The sequence below is a fragment of the Yoonia sp. R78084 genome (assembly GCF_044595625.1).
In the GTDB taxonomy this organism is placed as follows: Bacteria; Pseudomonadota; Alphaproteobacteria; order Rhodobacterales; family Rhodobacteraceae; genus Yoonia.
Map to the genome: position 1 here is coordinate 1,216,492 of NZ_CP138993.1, position 22,156 is coordinate 1,238,647.

Genomic DNA, 22,156 nt, shown 5'->3' on the forward strand with positions numbered 1-22,156 from the left:
GGGCTTTTTGTTTGGCGGGGGCAGGATTGCCTCCGGCGGAAGTTTGAAAGGACATGGAAAGCCCGGGGACCGGGGCCCTAGGACGCGTCGAGGCTTCTTGCCAAGGCGCAGAAGGCTTCCAGTCCGACCTGTTCTGCGCGTTCTGTGGGTTTGATGCCGACAGCATTCAGATGGTCTTCGATATCCGGGCTGACGGATTTGAGTGCCGAGCGCAGCATCTTGCGGCGTTGATTGAACGCGGCGGCCACCACTTTGTTGAGCGTGGCAGGATCCGCAGGATAGCGCGGTGCGGGCAGGGCGGTCAGGTGGACCACGGCGGAGTTTACTTTGGGTGGGGGGCTGAAGGCCTCGGGGGGCAGTTCCAGCACGATTTTGGCATCCGTGCGCCACTGCGCCAGGAGCGCCAGCCGCCCGTAGGCTTTGCTGCCCGGTTTAGCGACGATCCTTTGCGCCACTTCGCGTTGGAACATCAGTGTCAGGCTTTCCCAGAAGGGGGGCCACTCCGGTGGTGTCAGCCAGCGCACCAGAAGTTCCGTGCCGACGTTATAGGGCAGGTTGGCCGCGATCTTTATCGGTTGGGTCAGGTGTTCGAGCGGGTTGACGTTAAGCGCATCGCCGTTGATGGTCTGTAACCTGCCGGGGTAGGCCGCGGCAATTTCGGCCAAGGCGGGCATGCAGCGGGGGTCTTTTTCAATCGCCAGCACGCGGCGCGCACCCTCGGCCAAGAGACCCCGCGTGAGGCCACCCGGACCGGGGCCGATTTCGAGCACGTCAGCGCCGGTGAGATCACCCGCCAGCCGCGCGATCTTGGCTGTCAGGTTCAGATCGAGCAGAAAGTTCTGGCCGAGCGATTTTTTCGCGGCCAGCTCATGCGTGGCGATCACCTCGCGCAGGGGGGGCAGGTTATCAATCACGGGCATCGGCCATTGTTGCGGCCATACGGATGGCCGCGATCATCGAGGTGGCGTCGGCGATCCCTTTGCCTGCGATATCAAAGGCGGTGCCGTGGTCGGGCGACGTGCGGATGAAAGGCAGGCCCAGTGTCACGTTCACGCCGCCGGAAAAATCCAGCGTCTTGATGGGGATCAGGGCCTGATCATGGTACATGCAGACCGCCACGTCATAGCGCGCACGCGCGCCTGCGTGAAACATCGTGTCGGCCGACATCGGCCCGCTGACATCCATGCCTTGGGCGCGCAGGGCATTCAGGACAGGGATGATAATTTCCTGCTCTTCATGGCCCATTTTACCGTCTTCGCCCGCATGCGGGTTCAAACCCGCCACGGCGATGCGCGGCTTGGTGATGCCGAAATCGCGGCGCAGTGCGGCATGGGTAATCAGTAGGGTATCGGTCAGAAGGCTGGCGGTCAGTGCGGTATGCACATCCGACAGCGGGATATGAATGGTGGTCGGCACGACGCGCAGGGCATCACAGGCCAGCATCATCACCACCTGATCGGTCCCTGCGAGGGCCGCCAGATATTCGGTATGACCGGGGTAGGCGAAACCGGCACCGTCGATCAGCGCGGCCTTATGGATGGGTGCGGTACAGAGCGCGCGGGCAGCACCGGCCTGAACCAGCGCTACCGCATCAGCGATGGCTGCAATCACACCGCTGGCATGGCGCGGGTCTGGTTTGCCGGGGGTGGCGGGGCTGCCGAAATCACGCGCCAGCACCGTCATTTTGAAGGGGTGGATATCACCCGGATCGGTGGCGCGGTGCACATCGGTGCCTGCAGGCAGATGCGCCGGATCACCGATCCACAACAGCGGCACTTCGTTTCGGAGCGCCTGCCACGCCTCAACCGCGATCTCGGGGCCGATCCCTGCCGGTTCGCCGCAACTGATGGCGATCGGTTGCATCAGGGGCGGATAACGGCAGAGGCCCGCAGGTCTTCCAACAGGGCATCGGCCAGTGCTGTCAGACGCTGGCTCAGGATTTGCTGGCGCACGACGGCGGGATCAAGTGTGTCGGCGCCTGCGGCGTTGCGTGCACAAAGCATCAGGAACACGAGCGTTTCACCATTGTCGCGCGTCAGGTTGTAAGACACTTCGCCGGGATCAAGGCGGGCCAGTTCGAGCGCGATCTCGTCGGGGATCGCGGCGGGCGCAACTGTCAACCGGTCAAGCACCTCGGCAGGTTGGTTGCGCGCCACACCATAAAGATCATCGCAGGTGTCCACCTGATCGCTGACGGCTGCCGCCTGACGCAGGCCGGCATCGGATTTGCCACCGGGAATATAATAGGCGGCATATTCAAGGCTGACGGGGGCCTGTGCGGGGCGCAGGGCCTCGCGCGTGCCGCGGAGTTGAAATAGCGCGATACCATTGGGGATCTCGATTGGTTCAGTGACTTCGCCCGGTTCCAACTCAAGGATAATCGCGCGGATTTGCGGTGGATAGTTGTCAATGGGCAGCCAGCCCAGCCGTCCGCCATCTTCACGTGACGGCAAAGCAGAAACCTGGCGCGCAGCGGCTTCAAACTCTGCAAAAGAGCGCATCCGCGAAATCTGATCGGCCGCTTGCTGTGCCCGTGCGGCACGATCGGGTGGGGCTGCGATGATGATTTCCGAAAGCAGCACTTCAAGTTGCGAGCGGGCATTGCCGCGCTGCGCAATGGCGCGTTCCACGTCGCTATCGGTGATTGTCACCTGACGGCTGAAGCGCGCGCGCACATAGTCGCGCCAAAGCACGCCGATTTCGACAAAGTCGCGCAACGTGTTGAAATCGACACCGTTCTGCGCAAGGACCTGTGTGAATTGTGGCAGCGTCAGATTGGCGCGTTCGGCAAAGGCTTCCAGTTCCTGCTGCAGGACGTCCTCGGAAATTGTCACATCGAAACGTGCCATTTCCTGCTGTTTCAGGCGATCCTCGATAAGCGCATTGCGTGCAGCCTCATTGAGGTCACCCGGTGTGCGGAATAGTTCAAGCAGACGGATGCGCTGGGTCAGTTCGTATTGGGTGACCACACGGTCATCAACTGTGATAACTGCGGATAGCTGTCCTTGCGCGATGGCGCTTGGTCCAACACATGTGCCGATAAGTGCGGCAGCCACTGCCGCCATAACCCGACCTTTTAGCATCTCAAAACCCGTCATTCGTTTCCGCATCCTGTCGCGCGTCCTGTGGAAAAGCTGCCGATAGAGCCGCTTATCCCGAAAGTTGTTGTGGGTTCAACCGTACTGGAAGACGTAAAGCGGCGCGAGGCCGAAACGTCGACGGTCACACATTCGTTTCTCCATTGCAGTACCGCGCCTGCGCGGACGGGACGCTCGGCGGCGAGATCATAGCGTGCATCCACGTCAAACGACCATGCATCATTGATGACGAAGCCCGCATCGACCGTCCATTCCGAACTGGTTTCCAAGCGGTCTTCCTCTGGGTCCGGCCCCAGCCAGACATAGTTAGCACCCAGTGATATGCGGTCATTCTGCCACGCGATGCGGCTGTCGATCACTGTCAGGTCCTGCACGCCATTCCACAGGCTGCGCGTGTCAAAGAGGAAACCGCCGGGCGCTGTGAACTGGCCTGCAAGCAGCCAGTCGGAATTGCGGCCGTCCAGGCCGGATGTCTTGGTAAAGCCGTCCTGCTCTTCCTGACGGAACATGCGCCCAAAGCTGAGGACCGAGTTGAACCCCCGCCCGCCCAGTCGCGTCCACGTCACTCCGGCGGCACCTTGCAGGCCTGTTTCGATGCGGTCATCGCCCGCGTAGCGTGACAGGGCAAAAAGGTTGGCACGGTCCAGTTCGGTACGCAGGCTGTCTTCGTTGGGGGGCGTGCCGCCATAGGTTTCGGCCCAGCCAAGACTGACGACGGGTTCCAGAAGATGCGTGGCATCCGCAGTCCCAACGCGCCCCAGGGGCCATCGCAATGTTGCGCCGACACTTGGCGCGACGCGCAGATCTTCGTTTTCGAAGGCGATATCATCGCTGACGAAATAGACATCCGCGCGCAATGCGGTCTGCATGTCTGCTACAAAACCATAAGGCAGGACCCAACTGTCCGACCATGCGCCTGTCGCCCCGATGCGGCCGACATCGCGTCCGGCGTCCCCGTCGATTGTGCTATATCTGTAGGCCACATCAAGGCTGGCACCATAGCGCAACACCCCGCCAAAGGCGGGTTCATAGCGCGTTTCATAACTCAGATCCGCGATGATCGGGGGGAGGGATGCGTCTTCTTCGTCATCACGGAGCAATTCGTAATTCGTCAAACGTGCATTGAACAGCGTATCGTCCATCACGCGCAGCAGTTGCACCGCGCTTTCAAGGCGGTCGATATCCGAATAGCCGTAATCCAGAAGATAGGCGGGGTCACTGGACGTTTCGATATCAAAGTTGAGTTGATAGTCATCGCCAAGATCGAACCCGCCTTCGGCAAAGAGATAAGACCGCGCCTCCGGCAGCAATGTATCGTCGCTGATCGCACCCTCTACGGTGAGGTTGCCATTGGCAAACGCCTGACGATAGCGCAGCTCGAGCGTGGTTGTTTCCGGCGATACATAGGGTGTCAGTGTCAGGTCGCGATGATCACCAAGCGTGATGAAATAGGGCAGCTTGATCCCGAAACCCAGTTGTGTGGTATTGCGCTGTTCGGGAACCAGCAGCCCGTTGGCCCGCTCGAGCGACGGATCAGGCAGGCGCATACGCGGCAACCATAGAACCGGTATGCCGCGCACGCGCAATGTGGCGTTGCGGAAGTAGAGTTGCCGTTCTTCTGCATCGTGGATCACCCGTTCAGCGCGGATTTCCCACAACGGGGTCTGCGTGCCACAGACGCGGCAAGAGGTGGCGGTGGTCTTGTACAGTTGCGAATAGCGTCCATCGCGGCGGTCGATCTGGTTTGATGCGACCTGCAATTGTTGATCAAGCACGATGCGCGCACCCTGCAAGATACCGTTCTCAAGGCGGGGGTCGAGTGTGGCGCGGTCTGCCGTAAAGATGGTACCGTCCGCCGCCTGAACGACGATCGGTCCGATAATCTGCAACGTGTCACTGGCGCGATCAAATACGATCTCGCTGGCAGTCAGCCGGCTTCCGTCAAAGAGCACTTCAACATTGCCCGTCGCAATCAGCTGTTCGTCTTGGGTCAGCACAACACTGTCCGCCACGAGTGTGGCAGCGCCTTGGGCATGCAGCGAAAGAGGCAGGCACAGCATCAAGAGGATCAGGAAAACGCGCATCAGCCGTCCTCGTTGTGCAACAGGAAACCCATGGATATTCCAATCGCGACAAAGGGCGGGGCCCATGCCGCCAGCAGCACGGGCAACTGGCCGTTTTCGCCAAGCACCTCTGCAAAGTTACGGATGAAATAGATTACGAACGCCAGCAGGATCGCGAACATGACCATCAGGCCGGTGCGCCCGCCGCGTTGATGCCGCAAGGTAAAGCTCGCGCCGATCATGACCATTGCGACCAGAAACAAAGGTTGCGCCAGCTCTTTGTGGAACCACATCAGATGGCGCTGTGCCGAAAAACCGGCTGTTTGCAGCCGCGTTATGAACGCGGGCAGGTCCCAGATCGCAATCGAAGAGGGCGTACCAAAGCTGTCACGGATCTGATCAGGGGTGAGCGTGGAAGGCAGGCTGAGTTCTGGCAAGAGCCGGGCTGTCGCCTCGGGTGTCGTGTCTTCGGACAAAGCCCATGACTTGACGTCTTGCAGAACCCATGCACCCGCCATCAATTCGGCGGTTTCCGCGCTGATCCGCTGGAATGGCGCCCCGTCGGGCGTAAATGTCAGAAAGGTGACATCGCTCAATCGCGTTCCGTCAAGATTGGCACTGAGGGCACGGATGACGGTTTGTCCGGCTTCATCGCCCTGACGCAGCCACAGACCCGACGAACCGATGGACAGCACGGAGCTTGTACCGCGCAAGGCGTCGCTGCGCACTTCATATGCCTTCGATGTACCGGCGACGATCGGGTTCAAAACGGCCACTGCCAACACACCCGCCAGAAAGGCAACGGTTAGCGGGGCCAGCAATGCTTTCAGTGCCGAACGTCCTGCGGCCCGTGTCACGACCATTTCCGAGGAGCGTGCAAGGCTGAGGAAAAGCGCCACAGTCGCGAGAATGACGATCAATGGCAGTATGGCATAAAGCGCTTCGGGGATATTGAGCAGGCTCAGGATCACCATATCGGTGAAAGTGGCGTCGGCGCTGCCGAAACGGCGCAACTGCTCGACCAGTTCGGAAAAGAACATGATCATGAAAAACACCCCGCCGACACCCAGCAGTGTGACCAGAAAGCGGCGTGCGAAATAGCGGTGCAGGATCATGGCGCGCTGCCCCCCTGGATCCGGCGTTTGAAGAGATAGGGCCTGCTCGCCCAAAAGAGCAGGCACCAGATCATCACAAACCCCACAATGCACTGCAGGTAGGCAACAAACCAGAATTGTGGATCGCTGCGCGCGGTGCGCATGCCTGATGTTTCGATTGCCTTGACGATGATGATCAGGACGATTGCGAAAATAATCTGCTTCCAAACCCCGAACCGGCTATATCCGCCGACCATCAGCGCCGAAAATCCCAAAAGCGCTGCAACGATTCCTAGAATGGATTGGCTGAACCTGTCGTGTGCGGTCGCCAGCAGTGCCGCGGCCGACCGGTTCGTTTCATCTTGTAGGGCTTGTGTCGGACGAAGCAGTTCCCACGTCGGGACAACATTTTCGCGCCGGCCGCTTGTGCGCGGTTCACTCATCAGATTGCTGATGTTGAAGGCGAAATCGTCAAATGAGGTGCGGAACAGGCGTTGATCGGCTGTTCTGAGAATCTGGATCATGCCGTCGATCATGACCAACTGTGTCACGCCGTCCTGCCGGACCAGAAACGCCTTGGCGGCAGTGTATGTTATCTGTTCGTCTGCGTCCCGGGTGTCCGAGAGAAAGACATCGCGTAGTTCCCCCTCCGGCGTGATGTCGCGGATATAGAAGGTGACGCCGTTTACCGGTTCGAGAAAGCGGCCTTCGGTCAGAAACCGTGCCGAGATGTTTTGCGCGATTTCGACCTCGCGTTCGGCCAAGCGCGCACTGCTGAGGGGGACCAGAAAATGCATCAGGACCGACATCATCACCGCGACAATCAGCCCGAAATACATCACGGGCCGCGCAAGCCGGAAAGGCGAGTATCCGGTCGCCTGCACCACAGTCAGCTCGGATTCAGTCGACATGCGGTTGGTCACATAGACTGCCGCTGCAAAGGCTGCCAAAGGCAAGGCCAGCCGCATCACCGAAGGAAGTGACAGCGCGGTGAATTCAAGGAAGACCGCCGCAGACTGCCCGTCCGCGATCAATTGGTCAAAGAGGGACACCGCACGGTTGATCCAGTAGATCAACACCAGCACAAGGCTGAAAAAGCCGAACAGCACCATCAGTTGCGACAACATATATCTGTCGAATTGCCCCAATGCTGTGTCCTTTTTGATGCCTGTCGTTTTGTTGGGGCCAAACTAGCCCAAGCGCGCACGGGTTTGAACAGCTATCTGGTCAAAGGGGTGGTCGCGGGCTACCTATTGCCACCAAGACATGCACACAGATCGGAGAGACCATGACCACACCCGCTGAAATCCAATTCAAAGACGTTGACCTTGAGGCTGTCGCCGGTGCCGCGGGGAAGGTTGTTGTTTTTGTCGCGGAGGATGGCAAGCTGGATGCGGGTGCGCGCAAGGTGAACACGCTGACCCGCAAGGCGCTGACACGGTTTGTTGAAAGCGCAGCCTTTGAAAAGATGGCCGCGGGCGATGCAGCACCGCTTGGATATCCGGCGGGCATGGCGGCGGTGGCTGTGGTCGTGGTGAAACTGGGGCGCAAGCCAAGCTGTGTGGATGCACGCAAGGCCGGGGCGCAACTGGCCAAGATCCAGAACGGTGATGACCTGCTGATCCTCGCGGGTTCCATCGCACGCGCCGAGGAGATTTCCTTGGGCCTCGCGCTGCGGGGATACACGTTCGAGACCCACAAGACCGCGCCGGCCAAGACGGCTGGAACGGTGACCTTCATGGTCTCCAAACCCGAAGCGGTTGCGAAAGCGGCCGCACCTTTGGCGGCAGTGGCCGAAGGCGTGTTTTTCACCCGCGATCTGACGAATGAACCCGCCAATGTGCTGACCACGGATGATTTCGCAGCACGGCTTGCGGCGATGCAGGAACTGGGGCTCGAGGTGGAAATCCTCGAAGAAGAAGACCTTGCCAAGCTGGGGATGCGCACGTTGTTGAGCGTCGGCCAAGGATCGGACAGCCCTAGCAAAGTGGTTGTGATGTCCTGGAACGGTGGCGGTAAGGAAGCGCCTTTTGCTTTTGTGGGCAAAGGCGTGGTCTTTGACACCGGCGGCATCAGCCTCAAACAGCCCGGTGGTATGGAAGAGATGACCATGGACATGGGCGGTGCGGGCGTTGTGGCCGGTGTCATGCGCACGCTGGCGCTGCGCAAGGCCAAGGCCAATGTCGTTGGGATTGTGGGGTTGGTGGAGAACATGCCCTCGGGCAATGCCACGCGGCCCGGTGACGTGGTCAAATCCATGAAGGGCGACACGATCGAGATCATCAATACCGACGCCGAGGGGCGTTTGGTGCTGGCCGATGTGTTGTGGTACGCGCAAGAGCGGTTCAAGCCTGTGGGCATGATCAATCTGGCCACTTTGACAGGGGCGATCATGGTGGCCTTGGGCCATGAAAATGCAGGCATGTTCTCGAACTCGGATGATCTGAGTGCCGCTTTTGCGAAAGCCGCCGCTGCGGAAGGTGAAGGTGTCTGGCGGATGCCACTGGGTGCGGGTTATGACGCCGAACTGAAATCACGGATTGCGGATATGAAGAACGTTGGCGGACGCATGGGTGGTGCGGTGATTGCCGCGCAATTCCTGCAGCGGTTTGTCAAACCCGACGTGTCTTGGGCGCATCTGGATATCGCGGGTACCGCCAGCGTGAAGAAAGAAACCACGCTGGCCCCTGCGGGTGCGACGGGCTGGGGTGTCATGGCGCTGAACCGGTTGATTGCCGACAATTACGAGAAGGGTTGATGGGGGCTGCGTTTTTCTACCACCTGACCGACAGCCCGCTGGAGGCAACCTTGCCCATGTTGATTGGCAAGGCGCGCGGCGCGGGCTGGCGGGTGTTGGTGCGTGGGCATGACGCGGCACTTTTGAAGCGGTTGGACGAGGTGCTGTGGCAGGGCCCCGAGGACGGCTTTCTGCCCCACGGCCTTGCGGGCGGGCCCTATGACGCAGACCAACCTGTTCTGTTGGGCGATGTGCCCAGTGACGGGTTTGCCTGCGTCATGAGCGTGGGCGGGGCGGCCGTAAGCGCCGAGGAAGTCGGCGCCGCCGAGCGGACCTGTATCCTGTTTGATGGCCATGATGGTGCCGCACTTGATGTGGCGCGCGGCCAGTGGAAGGCGCTGACCGACGCAGGCTGTGCTGCGCAATACTGGGCGCAAGAGGCGGGGCGCTGGACGAAGAAAGCTGAAAAGGAGGGTGGATCCTGATCCACCTTACATGATGCGATGATCCGCTAGAACGTGAATGTCGGGTCAAACCCTTCGGGCAGCTCGGCGGGCGCGGGCGTGCAGGCAGCCAGAAGAAGCAGGATCGCGAAAGCTCTGATCATCGGTTCAACACCAGTTCGCCGTTGGAAATCTCGATCCGGTTGTAAAGCCCCAGATAGGTCATGCCCAGTAGCGAATTATCCATATCGCCGCCGTTGACGACCGCGGGCACATTGCGGTCGGTGATATCGCCCAAGCGCACCTGATCCAGCACCACTGGGGCTGTCCGCACGACGCCATTGGCGGTGCTGGCTGCACCCGAGTAATTCAGGCTGTTGGCATCAATCCCGATCCGTGCCGCATCGCGTTGGGACAACACGACCTGGCTGGCACCGGTATCGATGACAAAATCAACCGCCGTGCCGTTGACATCAAGGGTCAGGTGATAGTGCCCGTCATTGCTGCGCGGTACGGCGATGGCGCTTTCGCTGAGGATGGTCTGGCGCGGATTTACATCGTTGCTGATATCTTCCCACAGCCCGTAAGCCCCGATCACGCCAATAAAGATCAGCGCCCAGATTGCGGCCTGCTGCGCCATTTTGCCCATATTCTTGCGCCCGACCACGATAGCAGAGCCGCCGATGGCGGCCCCCAGAAGGACCAGATAGGTCAGTTGCATGATTTGGTCAGTGGTCATGGCACAGATATAGGCACTAGGCGCCGATCCCGAAACCCCGCAGACCATCAAGCACGAATTGCACGGCCAGAGCCGCCAGCAACATGCCCAAAAGACGGGTGACGATGTTCAGCCCGGTTTTGCCCAGTGCACGTTCGATTGCAGGCGCGGCAAGGAAGGCCAGAAGGACGATCAGCAGCACCGCAAAGATGACGCCCGCGATGGCGCCCATATCGGCGGCACCCTGTGCCTCGCCTGCCAGCAGGATCACCGTGGTGATGGCACCGGGGCCGACAATCAGGGGCAGCGCCAGCGGAAAGACCGACGGGTCATCCTGGTGTTCGGCCTGTCCTTCGGCGGCCTCACCGGCGCGCCGCGCCTGCCGGCGCTGGAAAAGCATGTCCAGCGCGGTCAGGAAAAGCAGTATCCCGCCCGCGATGCGGAAGGCATCCATCGAGATGCCGATGAAGCCCAATACGGCCTCGCCCAGCACCAGAAACACCATCATCAGGCCGACGGCGACCAGAAAGGCGCGCAGGGCAATGGCGCGGCGTTGCTGCGCGGTCATCCCTTGGGTCAGCGCAATGAACACTGGCGCAAGACCGGGAGGGTCGATGATGATGAACAGCGTGGTGAAGGCTGCGATGAGGGCTGGTATTTCGGTCATGCTCTTGTCTCTGCCAGATGGGACCGCGCGGTGGCAAGGGCAGGATTGCCTCCGGCGGAAGTTTGAGGGGACGCAGAAAGTCTGGGATCAGCTTTTCTCGGCTTTTTCGAGTTTCTCGAGCGATGCCATCCACATGGTTTCGGCGCGGTCCAGACCGTCCATCACTTCCGCGTATTTCTTGTTCCATGTGGCAAGCTCGCCCGCCTTGCCATCCTCGTAGAGGACCGGATCGGCCAGTTTCTTGGCGAGTTTGTCACGCATGTCGTTGATTTTCTTGACCCTCTCTTCGTTGTTGCGCACCTCTTTGCGCAACGCGGCAATCGCTTCGCGCGAGGGTTTCGGCGCTTTGACGGGGGCGGGTTTTTCCTTTTCACGGGGCTTTTCCGGCGTCAGCAGCATTTTGCGATAGGCGTTCAGGTCGTCATCGTAAGTTGTGACATGACCGTCTTTCACAAGCCACAGACGGTCGGCCACCATGGACAAAAGGTGCATGTCGTGGCTGACAAGGATCACCGCACCGGAATAGGCGGTCAGAGCCTCAACCAGCGCTTCGCGGCTTTCGATATCAAGGTGGTTGGTGGGCTCGTCGAGGATCAGAAGGTGTGGTGCGGGCAGGGTGGCCAGCAAAAGCGACAGACGTGCCTTTTGCCCACCGGACAGACGGCCCACTGCGGTATCGGCCTGATCGGCGCCCAGTCCGAATCCGGCAAGGCGGGCGCGCAGCTTGGCCTGGCCTTCATTGGGGCGTTCGCGGAAGAGGTGGTCGAGCGGGGTTTCCTCGATCCGCAGCTCATCCACCTGATGCTGGGCGAAAAAGCCGATGCGCAATTTGTTCGAGGTCACCATTTTCCCGCGTGCCAGCGGCAGGCGGTCCGAGAGCATTTTCGACAGGGTTGATTTACCTTCACCGTTGCGCCCCAGAAGGGCGATCCGGTCGTCCTGATCAATCCGCAGGTTCAGGTCATGCAGCACGATGTGGTTGCCATAGCCCACAGCCGCCCCTTCGGTGGCAATGATCGGTGGCGAGAGTTCTTCCGGCTCGGGGAAGGTAAAGACCGTGCGTGCCGCATCTTCGGGCGCGCGGATCGTTTCCATCTTTTCGAGCATCTTCACGCGCGATTGTGCCTGTTTGGCCTTTGAGGCTTTTGCCTTGAAACGGTCAACAAAGGCCTGCAAATGCGCGCGTTGCGCGTCCTGCTTTTTCGCAGCCGCAGCCTGCACCGCGCGGTTGGCGGCGCGTTGGCGCGCGAAGGTGTCATAGGGGCCGGTATAATAGATCAGCCCCTTGTCTTCGAGGTGCAGGATGCCGCCGACCGACCGGTTCAGGAGTTCACGGTCGTGGCTGACGATCAGCACGGTGTGGGGGTATTTGACAAGATAGGCTTCGAGCCAGAGCGCGCCTTCAAGGTCGAGATAGTTTGTCGGCTCGTCGAGCAGCAACAGATCGGGTTCGGAAAACAGCACTGCGGCCAATGCCACACGCATCCGCCACCCGCCCGAAAAAGCGGAACAGGGCATCTGTTGCTCTTCATGGGTAAAGCCCAGACCACGCAGGATGGTGGCGGCGCGCGCCTCGGCGGACCATGCCTCGATATCTGCCAGACGTGTCTGCACTTCGGCAATACGCGCGGGGTCTGTGGCGGTCTCGGCCTCGGCCAAAAGCGCCTCGCGTTCGGTATCGGCGCGCAAGACGGTGTTGATCAACGACACCTCGTTGCCGGGCACTTCCTGGCTGACGCCGCCGATCTTCCAGCCTTTGGGGATACTGACACTGCCGGTATCAAGCACCATTTCGCCGCGGATCACCCGAAACAGCGTGGTCTTGCCCGAGCCATTGCGCCCCACAAGCCCGACCTTATGGCCGGCAGGGATGGTGACGGTTGCGTGTTCGACCAGCGTGCGGCCTTCGACGGAATAAGTGATATCTGAAATCTTGAGCATATGCGCGCTATGATTGATCGTCTGGGCGGGGTCAATCACCCGTTTTCTGTAGCCCTGCGATTGTTGTGGCTGGTGCCATGAGGGGCAGGTTGCTAAGCGGTGGGTATGGATACGCCGCGCACGATCTTTCTGGCCAGTCTCACCATTGTGGGTTTCGGCATGCTTTGGGGGTTTTACTGGCTGCCGTTACGCCAGATTGATGCGCTGGGGCTGACGGGGCCTTGGGGTACTGTGGCGATCATGGTCGTGGCTGTGATGGTCATGGCCCCTTGGGGGTGGCGCGGGCGCCATCGGCTTATGGGTTCGCACCCCATGGCTGTTGCCTCGCTGGTCTTGGGCGGCTGTTCGCTGATGTTTTACTCGCTGGGCCTGCTCTACGGGCGCGTGGCGATTATTGTGATCCTGTTCTATCTCACCCCGATCTGGAGCACGCTCATCGGGCGATACCTGATGGGTTGGCCGATCACGGGGCCCCGGATTGCCGCGCTTCTGGCAGGCATTGCAGGGCTTGTGTTAATGTTGGGCGGGGATGGTGAGCTGCCGGTGCCCCGCGGGCTTGGCGAATGGCTTGGCCTGACAAGCGGATTTTTATGGGCCGTGGCCTCGATCGGGATCAAGGTGAAGGCCACGGCGGGACCTGCGGAAAGCACGTTCCTGTTTGCCGTGGGGGCTTTGGGAGGCGGGCTGATTCTGGCGCCGCTCGTGGCCCCTTTGCCGGATATCGCGGCATTGCCACAGCCGGGCGCCGTTGCCTTTTGGGTGGTATTCTCTGCAACCTTGTGGTGGGCGCTGTCAATTGTGGGCCTGCTCTGGGCCACGACGAAGCTGGAACCGGCGCGCGTGGGGATTTTGATGATCTCGGAGGTGCTGGTCAGTGTGGCCTCGGCCTCGGTGATTGCCGGTGAAGTGTTGTCGCCAGCCGAATGGATCGGCGGCAGTTTGGTCTTGATTGCAGGTGTGCTGGAGTTTCTGCCCGAACGGAAAAGGAAGCCTGCCTAGCCCTGTGTTGGCCATGCGTGGTGTTCGTCGTCAATCACCAAAGCATGGGCGTGCCTGTGACCGCCGCCTGCAAGATGGGGGTGATTGTCGGGCAGGTCGTCATGGCTGTGGGTGACGATCACCGGATCGCCCACGGGCCAAAGGCGCAGGGCAGCGGTCAGCCCGATGGCTCCGACGACGGCCAGAATACCCAAGGTCGGCCCCATCCCCCAGGCTGTCATCGCGTTCCCCGCCAGCGGATAGGTAAAGAGCCAGCACACATGCGACAGCGCGAATTGCGCGGTAAACATTGCCTGGCGGTCCTCGGCATGGGCCGAGCGGCGCAAGAGTTTGCCCTGGGGCGTGAGCGTGGCGGAATACCCGAGGCCGAGAAGCGCCCAGAGTGCGAGGAACACGGGCCAGGTGACGGTGATGAAGGCCTGGAGTGCCATAAGCACCGTGAGAAGAGCGGCGCCGGTCAGCATGACAGGACGATCACTGAGGCGTTTGAGCATGGCTGGCAGCGCCAGCGCCGCGATCATGGAGCCGCCGCCAAAGGCCGCCAGCGCAATCGCCACATCGCCGTCGGTCCCGCCAAAGCCGCTGCGCACGACGACCACGGTATTCACAATCACAAAGGCGCTTGCGGCAGCGGCGGTCAGCGTAAGCGCCAGCAAGCCGCGCAGGCGGGGGGTGGCCAGATAAATCCGCACGCCGCGCGTCAGGCGCGCACGGAAGGGGCGGTCTTTGGCCCGTTGACGGGCAGGAAGCAGCGTGCCCCAGATCAGGAAGGCCGAAAAGGCAAAACCGATCACGGTGCCGCCAAAAAGCCAGTGATAGCTGATCATCAGCAAGAGGAGACCTGCCAAAGCGGGGCTGATCAGGTTTTCCAGATCGTATGCCAGCCGTGAGAGCGAGAGCGCGCGGGCATAGTCGTCCTCATCCTCCAAAACATCAGGGATTGTCGCCTGATACGCGGGCGTGAACGTCGCCGATGCGGTTTGCAGCAGGAAAATGGCGAGATAAATCTGCCAGACCTCGCTGATAAAGGGCAGGGAAAGGGCAACCGCGGCACGCACAAGATCTGCCATGATCAACACAGGCTTGCGCGGCAGGTTTGCGACCAGAGCGCCGGCAACCGGGGACAGGCCCACATAGGCCACCATCTTGATCGCATAGGCCGTGCCCAGCACAGCACCTGCGGCGGCCCCCGCGAGATCAAACGCCAACAGACCAAGGGCCACCGTCAAAAGCCCCGTGCCCAACAATGCGACCACCTGCGCCCCGAAGAGCCGGCCAAAGACGGGGTGTTTCATGAGGGTCCACATGCATCCACGCTAGCGGGTCGCGGGGGGTGGCGCAATTCACGCCTTTTCATGGTCGGACGCGCATGGTAGGGCGCAGCCATCATTTCACCGCGGCATCCGCCGCGTAAATCATCAAGAGGCTCACATGGCTATCCAGCGTACTTTTTCCATCATCAAACCTGACGCCACCAAGCGTAACCTGACCGGTGCAATCACCGCAAAATTCGAAGAAGCAGGCCTGCGCGTTGTCGCATCCAAGCGCATCCAGCTGACACTGGCACAGGCGCAGCAGTTCTACGGTGTGCACTCCGAGCGTCCGTTCTTTGGCGAGCTGTGCGAATTCATGATCTCCGAGCCGATCGTTGTACAAGTTCTCGAAGGCGAAGACGCGATTGCAAAGAACCGCGAAGTCATGGGTGCCACAAACCCCGCAGACGCAGCACCCGGCACGATCCGCAAGGAATTCGCGCTGTCCATCGGCGAAAACTCGGTCCACGGTTCAGACGCGCCTGAGACAGCGGCAGAAGAAATCGCGTTCTTCTTCTCCGGTCTCGAACTGGTCGGTTAAGTCTGGGCAGGCCCCGACCTACGGGTCAAGCAACAGAACCGTCCGCTCCTGATTGGTGCGGGCGGTTTTTTCTTTGCGCACGGCGCAGTGCCAGCGTGGCCTCGATGATCGCGAGCATGGCCGTGAGGATCAACAGTGCGGTGGTCCCGACCTCGACGATCATCCAGCCTGCGATCAGGGGAAAGCCGAAAATCCCGATAAAATAGGTCAGTGCGAATAGTTGCAGCGTCTGCGCGCCAAGACCGTCATCAGCATCCTGTGCGGCCATGCTGACCAGCAGCGGATAGGACATGCCGTAGCCGACCCCGAAAAGGAAAGCGACGAGCAGATAGGCGGGCAGGCTGGCCCCGCTGAAGATGAACAGCACCACGCTGGCACCCATGATATATTGCAGCACCGCGATGGTGCGATACGTGTTCTCGCCCCCCTTATAGCGCGCAAGGATCATCCGCCCCAAAACCACCGTTGTGGTGTAGGTCAGGAAGAATTGCGCGTAATCAAGCCCGCGCGCATCGGCGAAAACGGTCTGGAAATTGGCCATACCTGCAAAGACGCTCGCCCCCAGACAGACCATCGCCACCGGCAAGAGAGCAGATGAGCGCGCCACACCGCGCAGGGCCGCCAAGGTGATGCGCGAGGGGACCTCGGCAATGGGCGTGACCGCATGGGTTTTGACGGCCCCGTTGAGGCCAAAGAACAGGGCCGTGCTGACAAGGCAGGCAATGGCAGTGAGGGTGAAGGCATCTCGCACGGAATAGCCTGCGCCCTCAAGTGCGGCGGCAAGAACAGGTGCAAGGCCGAAACCGGCCATCACGAAAAGCGACAGCAGTGTAAAGAAGCGGGTCCGCTCATTTGCCACCACCAGCCTTGTGAGAACGATGGGGCCGAGCGAGTAGGTCAGCCCCCACCCAAAGCCCAGGAGCAGGCTTGCGCTGATCAGGCCGATGCCGACCGTGTCAATGATGGCATACAGATAGAGCGAGAGCGCAATCGCGAGACAGGCTCCGCCCAAGGTGCGCAAGCGCCCGAAGAGATCGGACAGATGCCCCGAGAAATAGACCGTGACGATGGTAGAAATCGCCGTCAGCGCCAGCATCGCGCCGACGACCTTTTCATTGGCCCCGAAACTGTCAAAGAGGCGCGGCAACATAAAGGTTAGCCCGTAAGCCCCTGCTTGCAGGAAGATAGCCGAAAAATAGAGAGCGAAGACCACGACCCGCGACATTTCCGGCCTCTGACATATTGAGTTATCGTGGCACAGTAACAGGAAGGCCGGAACGCGCGAGGGGAAAGTAGGGGGATCCCGGATGTTATTCCTTGGCCACGGCCACCACGCCAATCTGGTTCAGAAACCGTTCCAGTTCCGAGCGGTCTTCATCAAAGCTGCCCGCTTTGATCTGGTCAAACTGCTTACGCAGCGCCTTTTTCTCTTCGCCCTTGCAGTCATTCCAGGGCCGTCCTTGCAGCGCCATATGCAGCACGTAATAGCCGATGAAATGGGGGCGGGATCCGCCTTCCAGCATCTTTGTGTAGGCTGCATCTGCGCCAAGCGCACGCAATTCTTCTGCTGTGGTGATCCCCACAGCTTTCAAAGACGCCGCAAACGCAGGTCCGATATTCCTGATAGAAGTCAGCTCTGCCATGTCGCGATCTTAGCCATACCACGAAAAAAGGGCCAGTGAGGTTCCAGACGGCTGATCGGGGAGGGCGATCGGTCTGGTCGTGGCCTCACCGGCCATTGGCGCACGTGAACGGCTAGATACTCGCGTAATCGGTATAGACGGGCGCTGTCGGTTTGCCCTGTTGCTGCGGTGCCATCGGTGCTGGTTTTGGCGCCGGCGCGGGCGAAGTTGTCTTTGGTGTTGCTGTGGCCATTTTGCTGGTCCTTTAGCTTGCTCGTGGGATTTATGATAAGGAATGGTGTTGTCATTGGACTAGTCTGCTGTGCCCACAAGATGGGGTTGGCGTGACATAAATGTGACCAATTGTGCGGGTTTTAGGATTTCCCGCGCCGAGGTGCGGCACCGCCGCCTTTGCCTAAGCCCTTGCGCGGCTTGGCTTTTCCGCCCGGCGGGACAAAGCGTTTGGATGTATCCTTGGCATTGCCCGCGGGTTTGCCTGTAGGCTTGCCTGCGCCCGGTTTGCGCGGTTTGCTGTCTGCGTTGTATGGCGGTTTGCCTTTACCGGTCGGTTTTTTGCCGTCCGATTTGCCCTTGTAGGGTGGTTTGCTGCGCTTCTCGGTCAGTGCCTCACCGTGGTCACGGCGCTCGGGTTTATGGCGCGGTTTGCGCGCTTTGTGGTCGTCGGCGGCGCCGGGGACCGGTTGGATTGCAGGCACGTGATCTTGCTGCGAGGGTGGCGGGGCCGCCTGATCGCGCGGGGCGTGGCGCTTGGGTTTATCGCCTTGGTCGCGCTTGGGCTTGTCGCCAAAATCGCGCTTGGGTGCGCGTTTCGGGCCGTCGTCATAGTCACGCTTGGTTTTGCGCGGACCGCGTTCGCCCAGTTGCGGGGCACCATCCAAGGCGGTCAGCGTGGCCTGGTTTTCCAGCTTCATATCGCTGCCGACGCTGTCCAGAAGACCGGGCACCGCGGGGGCTGAGATCTCGACAAAGGTCTCGTTGGGCTGGATGCGGATCGCGCCGATTTCGTTTTTGGTGATCCCGCCGGCCTTGCAGATCATCGGCAAGAGCCAGCGCGCCTCGGCCTTGCCTTCGCGCCCGATATCAACGCTGAACCATTTGGAAGGGCCAAAGGATTTCACCTCGCGCGGAGCGCGTTCCTTGGCGGCGGGGCCGTCTTTGTATTCGGAAATGAATTCCGGCGCCGATTGCTTGCCCGCATAAAGGCGCAGGTAGGCCGCGGCGATTTTTTCGGGCGCATGCTGTTCCAGCAGACGTGCGGCGAATGTGATTTCTTCTTCGGTGAAACCCTCGGACCAGACCGGATCGGTCAGTAGACGCTCTTCGTCTTTGGCCGCAACCTCTTCGGCGGAGGGCGGCAGCGCCCAAGTTGCGGTCAGTTTGCCCCATTTCAGCAGGTTTTCACCGCGCCGTTTCATCTTGGCAGGCACGATCAGCGCAGAGATGCCTTTGCGGCCCGCGCGGCCTGTCCGGCCCGAGCGGTGCAGTAGCGTTTCGGCGTTTGTTGGCAGTTCGGCGTGGATCACCAGTTCGAGGTTAGGCAGGTCAATGCCGCGTGCGGCCACATCAGTGGCCACACAGACTTTGGCACGCCCGTCACGCATGGCTTGCAGCGCGTTGGAGCGTTCGGATTGCGTGAGTTCACCGGAGAGGGCCACTACAGAGAAGCCACGGTTCGACAGGCGCGTGGTCAGGCGTGTGACCATCGCGCGTGTGTTGCAGAAGACGATGGAATTGGGCGCATCGTAGTAGCGCAGCACGTTGACGATGGCGGCGTCGATGTCGTGGTTGGCAACGGTCAATGCGCGGTATTCGATATCGGCGTGCTGGCTTTCCTTGCTGGTCGTCGCAATCCGGACGGCATCACGCTGATAGGATTTGGCCAGTGTCGCAATCATCGGCGGGACGGTGGCAGAAAACATCAGGGTGCGGCGGGTGTTCGGGGCTTGTTCGAGGATAAATTCGAGGTCTTCACGGAACCCCAGATCAAGCATCTCGTCCGCTTCATCCAGCACGACGGCCTTGATCTCGGACAGGTCAATCGTGCCGCGCATGATATGGTCACGCAGACGGCCGGGGGTTGCGACGACGATATGCGCGCCGCGCTCAAGGTGGCGGCGTTCGTCGCGGAAATCCATGCCACCGACACAAGAGGCCAGCGTTGCACCGGCACCAGCGTAAAGCCACTGCAATTCGCGTTTGACCTGCAACGCCAATTCGCGCGTGGGCGCGATGATCAGCGCCACTGGCGCACTCATCGGGCCGAACTGGCCCTCTTCGTTCAGGATGGTCGGGCCAATGGCAAGCCCGAAGCCGACTGTTTTACCGGACCCCGTTTGCGCCGATACAAGAAGGTCCTGACCGACGAGTGCGTCATCGGTCACGGCCTCCTGGACGGGGGTGAGGTCGGTATAGCCCTGTTTGGCAAGGGCGTCGGCGAGGGTCGTGATCATATAAAAAGTGCTTTCATGGGCGTTAGACCTGCGCCCTACGCCTGTGTTGGTTGTTTGTATAGGGGGAAATCGGCGACTGCGGCGTCTGTGCATCAGCCTGTGTGTTGGGCAAACCACGCATCAATGCGCGTTCTGAGGGCAGACCAGATCGCCGGTGCGCCGCGTTCAACCTTGACGCCGACGCGGGATTGCAGTTGCGCGGCGGTGACGTTGTATGCGGGCCATGTGCCGCCACCTGTCTCCAGATTGGAGATCACCGGCTGCACACGGTCGATGGATTTGGCAAAGATGGCATCGTCGGTTTCGGCCGCTTCGAATTCGTCCCAAAGCGCACGGAGGCTTTGGGCCTGATCTGCAGGCAGCAGGCCAAAGATGCGGTCGGCAGCGGCCTTTTCGATGATGTCTTGCTCCGCCGGATCATGATCGCCGTGAATGGGATTATCGCCAGCATCAATTTCCACAATATCGTGGATCAGCAGCATCTTGATCACGCGGTCGATATTCACAGGACGATTGGCGTGTTCGGCCATCACCAGCGCGTAAAGTGCAATATGCCAGCTGTGTTCGCCTGAATTTTCACGGCGCGCACCATCGCAGAGTGTCGTGCCCCGCAGGACGGTCTTGAGTTTGTCGGCTTCGATCAAAAAGGCCAGCTGTGCATCAATGCGCGACATGGCCGGATCTAGCCGCGCGAGGGGCGCGAAGGCTGAATGCCCGGTTGCGGGGCGTCAGTATCGGTGTCGTCTGATTGAAGGAATTCATCAAGCGAGCTCAGGACATCCGCAAATGCAGCATCTTCTTCTGACTCTGTAGCCGCCGGTGTTTCTTCCGCAGGGGCCTGCGTTGTGGCGCCGCCCATTGCGATCGACTCTGATGATGAACGGGGTTTGTCGTCATCCGCCAAAAGCCGCGATTTCACCCGCGTGGGTTTGCCCGCACGTTCCGCCAGAAGCTTGCGCGCACGTGCTTCGGCGCGCCGGACGCGCACTGCGGTCAGAAAAGCCTCTTGCAAGGTTTGCGAAGACGAGCCGAGGATTTCACCGATAACATCAACGATGTTTTCATCCCCGTTGGTCCTTGCATCTTCGAGAGCAAGATCGGCGATTTCACCGGCAACGCGTTCAAGATAGCTATCGGCCATGGCTAGCGTGTGTTCTCTGTCAGACGGCGGCGCACATAAGAGCGCACAGTGTCGATCATCGGGTCCATGTGAGGGTCTTCAAAGAAGTGCCCTGCACCTTCCATCACGTCGTGGGTGACCGTGATGCCCTTTTGCTCGTGCAATTTGTTTACAAGGTTCACCGTATCGGCAGGCGGGGCCACACGGTCGTTCGAGCCGTTGATGATCAGGCCGGAAGACGGGCAGGGGGCGAGGAAGCTGAAGTCATACATATTTGCAGGCGGGCTCACCGAGATGAAACCCGTGATCTCGGGGCGGCGCATCAAAAGCTGCATGCCGATCCATGCCCCGAAAGAGAAACCTGCCACCCAGCAATGTTTGGCGTTGTTGTTCATGGACTGCAGATAATCCAGCGCGGAGGCCGCATCAGAGAGTTCACCCACGCCTTGATCGTATTCGCCCTGAGAGCGCCCGACGCCGCGGAAGTTAAACCGCAGGACCGTAAAGCCCATGTTGTAGAACGCATAGTGCAGGTTATAGACGACGCGGTTGTTCATCGTTCCGCCAAACTGCGGATGCGGGTGAAGAACGATCGCGATGGGTGCGTCCCGGTCTTTTTGCGGGTGATAGCGCCCCTCAAGGCGACCTTCTGGACCAGGAAAAATGACTTCGGGCATGGTATTTCCGTTGCTGCTGTCGGTGCCTTCACATTCTTGACGAAAATGCTCAGACACCTTAGAAAGATTCTAAACTCGGGCGCGGGCCCATGTTGTCGTGGTCAAAGTGACCTAATGACGCGAGCCTGCGTCGTCAATGTAATTGCGCCTGTTTATCTGGGGAAAGCCAATGAAATTAAGCACGAAGGGCCGCTATGCGATGGTTGCTTTGGCGGATTTGGCGTTGCAGCCCGAAAATGCCCTGGTCAATCTGACCGAGATTTCCAAACGTCAGGACATTTCACTGCCCTATCTGGAGCAGCTTTTTGTCAAGTTGCGCCGCGCAGGACTGGTTGATTCTGTGCGTGGACCGGGGGGCGGGTACCGCCTTGCGCGGCCTGCGTCGGATATTCGCGTGGTCGAAATTCTGGGTGCGGTGGATGAAACCGTGTCCGCAATGCACAAAGGGGCGGGAGCCTCTGGCGGGGCGTCTGGATCGCGGGCGCAATCCATGACGAACCGCTTGTGGGAGGGGCTGAGCGCGCATGTCTATGTGTTCCTGCACCAGGCCCGCCTGTCCGATGTGGTCAGCAACGAGCTTGCCCCTTGTCCTGCTGTACCGGCGTTGTTCGAAGTTGTTGATGAAGAGACTTAAGGGGGCTCCGCCCCCACG

The 22,156-nt window shown here is 60.3% G+C and carries 22 protein-coding genes; 5 read left to right on the plus strand and 17 right to left on the minus strand.

Features of this window, described 5'->3' with window-relative positions; translation table 11 throughout:
- Positions 1 to 77: 77 nt before the first annotated feature.
- The 6 genes from rsmA to lptF are packed head-to-tail and all read right to left on the minus strand — an operon-like array spanning position 78 to position 7,382.
- The gene (gene rsmA / locus SJY29_RS06310) at positions 78 to 920 is read right to left on the minus strand and encodes a 16S rRNA (adenine(1518)-N(6)/adenine(1519)-N(6))-dimethyltransferase RsmA (RefSeq protein WP_400087984.1); all 843 of its coding nucleotides are present in this window, start codon (positions 918 to 920) and stop codon (positions 78 to 80) included.
- Complete coding sequence (gene pdxA, locus SJY29_RS06315) at positions 907 to 1,863, minus strand: 4-hydroxythreonine-4-phosphate dehydrogenase PdxA (RefSeq protein ID WP_400087986.1); 957 nt, start codon at positions 1,861 to 1,863, stop codon at positions 907 to 909. The genes rsmA and pdxA overlap by 14 nt, the downstream gene beginning before the upstream one ends.
- Positions 1,863 to 3,065, minus strand: coding sequence for a peptidylprolyl isomerase (locus tag SJY29_RS06320; protein ID WP_400087988.1), 1,203 nt, complete (start codon positions 3,063 to 3,065; stop codon positions 1,863 to 1,865). The genes pdxA and SJY29_RS06320 overlap by 1 nt, the downstream gene beginning before the upstream one ends.
- A 29-nt stretch (positions 3,066 to 3,094) precedes the next feature.
- A complete protein-coding gene (locus tag SJY29_RS06325; protein ID WP_400087990.1) occupies positions 3,095 to 5,182 on the minus strand; it encodes an LPS-assembly protein LptD in 2,088 nt (695 codons plus the stop codon).
- On the minus strand, positions 5,182 to 6,276 hold the full coding sequence (lptG, locus tag SJY29_RS06330; protein WP_400087992.1) for an LPS export ABC transporter permease LptG: 1,095 nt from the start codon (positions 6,274 to 6,276) through the stop codon (positions 5,182 to 5,184). The genes SJY29_RS06325 and lptG overlap by 1 nt, the downstream gene beginning before the upstream one ends.
- On the minus strand, positions 6,273 to 7,382 hold the full coding sequence (gene lptF / locus SJY29_RS06335) for an LPS export ABC transporter permease LptF (RefSeq protein ID WP_400087994.1): 1,110 nt from the start codon (positions 7,380 to 7,382) through the stop codon (positions 6,273 to 6,275). Before lptF ends, lptG begins: the two co-directional genes overlap by 4 nt.
- 161 nt (positions 7,383 to 7,543) lie before the next feature.
- On the opposite strand from lptF, the gene SJY29_RS06340 reads away from it, so the two are divergent.
- Together SJY29_RS06340 and SJY29_RS06345 are read left to right on the plus strand one after the other, a co-directional pair.
- The gene (locus tag SJY29_RS06340) at positions 7,544 to 9,013 is read left to right on the plus strand and encodes a leucyl aminopeptidase (RefSeq protein ID WP_400087996.1); all 1,470 of its coding nucleotides are present in this window, start codon (positions 7,544 to 7,546) and stop codon (positions 9,011 to 9,013) included.
- Positions 9,013 to 9,477, plus strand: coding sequence for a DNA polymerase III subunit chi (locus SJY29_RS06345; RefSeq protein ID WP_400087998.1), 465 nt, complete (start codon positions 9,013 to 9,015; stop codon positions 9,475 to 9,477). The genes SJY29_RS06340 and SJY29_RS06345 overlap by 1 nt, the downstream gene beginning before the upstream one ends.
- Before the next feature lie 26 nt (positions 9,478 to 9,503).
- Here the strand turns inward: SJY29_RS06345 and SJY29_RS06350 are convergent, their stop codons facing one another.
- The 4 genes from SJY29_RS06350 to SJY29_RS06365 all read right to left on the minus strand — a co-directional run bounded on the left by SJY29_RS06350 (position 9,504) and on the right by SJY29_RS06365 (position 12,761).
- Positions 9,504 to 9,599 carry a DNA polymerase III subunit chi gene (locus SJY29_RS06350; RefSeq protein WP_400088000.1) on the minus strand — a complete coding sequence of 32 codons (96 nt, stop codon included), beginning with the start codon at positions 9,597 to 9,599 and terminating at the stop codon, positions 9,504 to 9,506.
- Entirely contained in the window at positions 9,596 to 10,174 is a 579-nt protein-coding gene (locus SJY29_RS06355; protein WP_400088002.1) for a TIGR02281 family clan AA aspartic protease, read from the minus strand. The genes SJY29_RS06350 and SJY29_RS06355 overlap by 4 nt, the downstream gene beginning before the upstream one ends.
- Before the next feature lie 16 nt (positions 10,175 to 10,190).
- Positions 10,191 to 10,820 (minus strand): MarC family protein, encoded by a 630-nt coding sequence (locus SJY29_RS06360; RefSeq protein ID WP_110278669.1) that lies wholly within the window; start codon positions 10,818 to 10,820, stop codon positions 10,191 to 10,193.
- An 87-nt stretch (positions 10,821 to 10,907) separates the two neighbouring features.
- Positions 10,908 to 12,761 carry an ABC-F family ATP-binding cassette domain-containing protein gene (locus tag SJY29_RS06365; protein ID WP_400088004.1) on the minus strand — a complete coding sequence of 618 codons (1,854 nt, stop codon included), beginning with the start codon at positions 12,759 to 12,761 and terminating at the stop codon, positions 10,908 to 10,910.
- Positions 12,762 to 12,866: 105 nt separating this feature from the next.
- On the opposite strand from SJY29_RS06365, the gene SJY29_RS06370 reads away from it, so the two are divergent.
- Positions 12,867 to 13,760: a DMT family transporter gene (locus SJY29_RS06370; RefSeq protein WP_400088006.1), complete on the plus strand. Its 894-nt coding sequence runs from the start codon at positions 12,867 to 12,869 to the stop codon at positions 13,758 to 13,760.
- On the opposite strand, the gene SJY29_RS06375 is transcribed toward SJY29_RS06370, so the two are convergent.
- Positions 13,757 to 15,067, minus strand: a complete 1,311-nt coding sequence (locus tag SJY29_RS06375; protein ID WP_400088007.1) for an MFS transporter — start codon at positions 15,065 to 15,067, stop codon at positions 13,757 to 13,759. The genes SJY29_RS06370 and SJY29_RS06375 overlap by 4 nt on opposite strands.
- A gap of 124 nt (positions 15,068 to 15,191) precedes the next feature.
- On the opposite strand from SJY29_RS06375, the gene ndk reads away from it, so the two are divergent.
- On the plus strand, positions 15,192 to 15,614 hold the full coding sequence (ndk, locus tag SJY29_RS06380; protein ID WP_110278672.1) for a nucleoside-diphosphate kinase: 423 nt from the start codon (positions 15,192 to 15,194) through the stop codon (positions 15,612 to 15,614).
- A gap of 25 nt (positions 15,615 to 15,639) precedes the next feature.
- Here the strand turns inward: ndk and SJY29_RS06385 are convergent, their stop codons facing one another.
- From SJY29_RS06385 to SJY29_RS06410, 6 genes are all read right to left on the minus strand, one after another.
- Entirely contained in the window at positions 15,640 to 16,839 is a 1,200-nt protein-coding gene (locus tag SJY29_RS06385; RefSeq protein WP_400088009.1) for an MFS transporter, read from the minus strand.
- A gap of 85 nt (positions 16,840 to 16,924) precedes the next feature.
- Positions 16,925 to 17,257, minus strand: coding sequence for a TfoX/Sxy family protein (locus SJY29_RS06390; protein ID WP_400088011.1), 333 nt, complete (start codon positions 17,255 to 17,257; stop codon positions 16,925 to 16,927).
- Positions 17,258 to 17,610: 353 nt separating this feature from the next.
- A complete protein-coding gene (locus SJY29_RS06395; protein WP_400088013.1) occupies positions 17,611 to 19,707 on the minus strand; it encodes a DEAD/DEAH box helicase in 2,097 nt (698 codons plus the stop codon).
- 92 nt (positions 19,708 to 19,799) lie between these two features.
- Positions 19,800 to 20,381 carry an HD domain-containing protein gene (locus tag SJY29_RS06400; RefSeq protein ID WP_110278676.1) on the minus strand — a complete coding sequence of 194 codons (582 nt, stop codon included), beginning with the start codon at positions 20,379 to 20,381 and terminating at the stop codon, positions 19,800 to 19,802.
- A gap of 8 nt (positions 20,382 to 20,389) precedes the next feature.
- On the minus strand, positions 20,390 to 20,848 hold the full coding sequence (locus tag SJY29_RS06405; protein WP_400088015.1) for a hypothetical protein: 459 nt from the start codon (positions 20,846 to 20,848) through the stop codon (positions 20,390 to 20,392).
- 2 nt (positions 20,849 to 20,850) lie between these two features.
- Positions 20,851 to 21,504: an alpha/beta hydrolase gene (locus SJY29_RS06410; protein ID WP_110278677.1), complete on the minus strand. Its 654-nt coding sequence runs from the start codon at positions 21,502 to 21,504 to the stop codon at positions 20,851 to 20,853.
- 169 nt (positions 21,505 to 21,673) lie between these two features.
- Between SJY29_RS06410 and SJY29_RS06415 the strand changes: the two genes are divergently transcribed.
- Positions 21,674 to 22,138 (plus strand): Rrf2 family transcriptional regulator, encoded by a 465-nt coding sequence (locus SJY29_RS06415; protein ID WP_055292933.1) that lies wholly within the window; start codon positions 21,674 to 21,676, stop codon positions 22,136 to 22,138.
- Positions 22,139 to 22,156 lie beyond the last annotated feature (18 nt).